Source organism: Streptomyces sp. NRRL WC-3549 (assembly GCF_000721935.1).
GTDB lineage: Bacteria > Actinomycetota > Actinomycetes > Streptomycetales > Streptomycetaceae > Streptomyces.
In genome coordinates, this window is the sequence record NZ_KL585460.1 from 469 (window position 1) to 1,666 (window position 1,198).

The window sequence follows — 1,198 nt, forward strand, 5'->3', positions numbered from 1 at the left end:
ATGTGTATAAGAGACAGGAACAGGCCCGTCAGCTGCCAGAGCGTGTAGGCGGCAAAGCTGCTGAGGCTGGCGGTGTGCGGGCGATGTAGGAGCGGATCGGGTTGTCGACCACGCCCCACAGCTCGCTGGAGGCACTGGTGCTGGCCCGGGTGGCGGGGACCGAGTCGGCCAGTCGGTTCAGTGTGGCGTCGAAGATGTCGCCGGCGGTGTCGAGCAGGATGATGAGCGCGCACACGCCGGTGAGGATCAGCAGCGCCTTGATCCAGTTGGCCATGCCGTGCCAGCCGGCCTGCGGGGCCCTGCACAGTTCCTCCCACCGCCAAGCCGACGGGTTCGCGGATTCTCGGGGCGGAAGTGCGGGGAACCGGAGGGGGACGTGGCGCCCGCTGGCGGAGTAGCCGACGGGTTGGGGTGTGAGGTACGCACCAAAGGTGCAACGAGATGATCTTGAAGCCCAGAGGGACACGCGCGCTGTTCTGCCAGCGGCAGAACAGCGGCCGGGCCGGGCTCGGTGATCACTACAGTCCAGTCTCATGACGGCGATTACGACGCGTACGGTCGAGTACCCGGCGGACGGTTTGACGATGATCGGGCACCTCGCGCTCCCGGCCGGTATCGATCGCCGACCCGCGGTGTTGCTCGGACCAGAGGGCACGGGGCTCAGCGACGTCGAGCGCCGCCGGGCCGATGCTCTCGCGGACCTGGGATATGTGGCGCTGGCCTTCGACCTCCACGGTGGGCGCTATTTGGGGGACCCCGAAGAGATGCTGGCCCGTTGCATGCCACTGCTCGCTGATCCCGACCGGATGCGGGGCATCGGCCATGCGGCGCTCGACGTGTTGCGCACCGAACCGCGAACCGACCCCGACCGGATAGCCGCCGTCGGCTACGGCACCGGGGGCGCCATCGCGCTGGAACTCGGGCGCGACGGCGTCAACCTGCGCGCGATCGCGACAGTCAACGGGCTGATCACGGGCCGACCGGGCGAGGCGGCGCGCATCTGCTGCCCGGTATGGGCCGGGGTCGGGTCGGAAGACCCGATCATGCCGCCCGCGCAACGGGACGCGTTCGCCGCCGAGATGCAGGGCGCGGGCGTCGACTGGCGCCTCGTGGTGTACGGCGGAGCCCTGCACGCCTTCCACCACCCGCCGGTCGACCACACCGTGCGCCCCGGCATCTGTCTCTTATACACATCTCT

Annotated in this window: 2 protein-coding genes; one reads left to right on the top strand and one right to left on the bottom strand. The window is 69.1% G+C overall.

Annotated features, from left to right (window positions below):
- Positions 1-28: 28 nt before the first annotated feature.
- Entirely contained in the window at positions 29-274 is a 246-nt protein-coding gene (locus tag IH13_RS0135830) for a hypothetical protein (RefSeq protein WP_031091285.1), read from the bottom strand.
- Positions 275-533: 259 nt separating this feature from the next.
- Here IH13_RS0135830 and IH13_RS0135835 point away from each other — a divergent pair.
- The coding region (locus IH13_RS0135835) for a dienelactone hydrolase family protein (protein ID WP_063837538.1) at positions 534-1,198 on the top strand (665 nt) is incomplete at its 3' end.

Excerpts from the sequence above, each read along its gene's own strand:
- IH13_RS0135830 (WP_031091285.1), bottom strand. The coding sequence starts at position 274 with ATGGCCAACTGGATCAAGGCGCTGCTGATCCTCACCGGCGTGTGCGCG.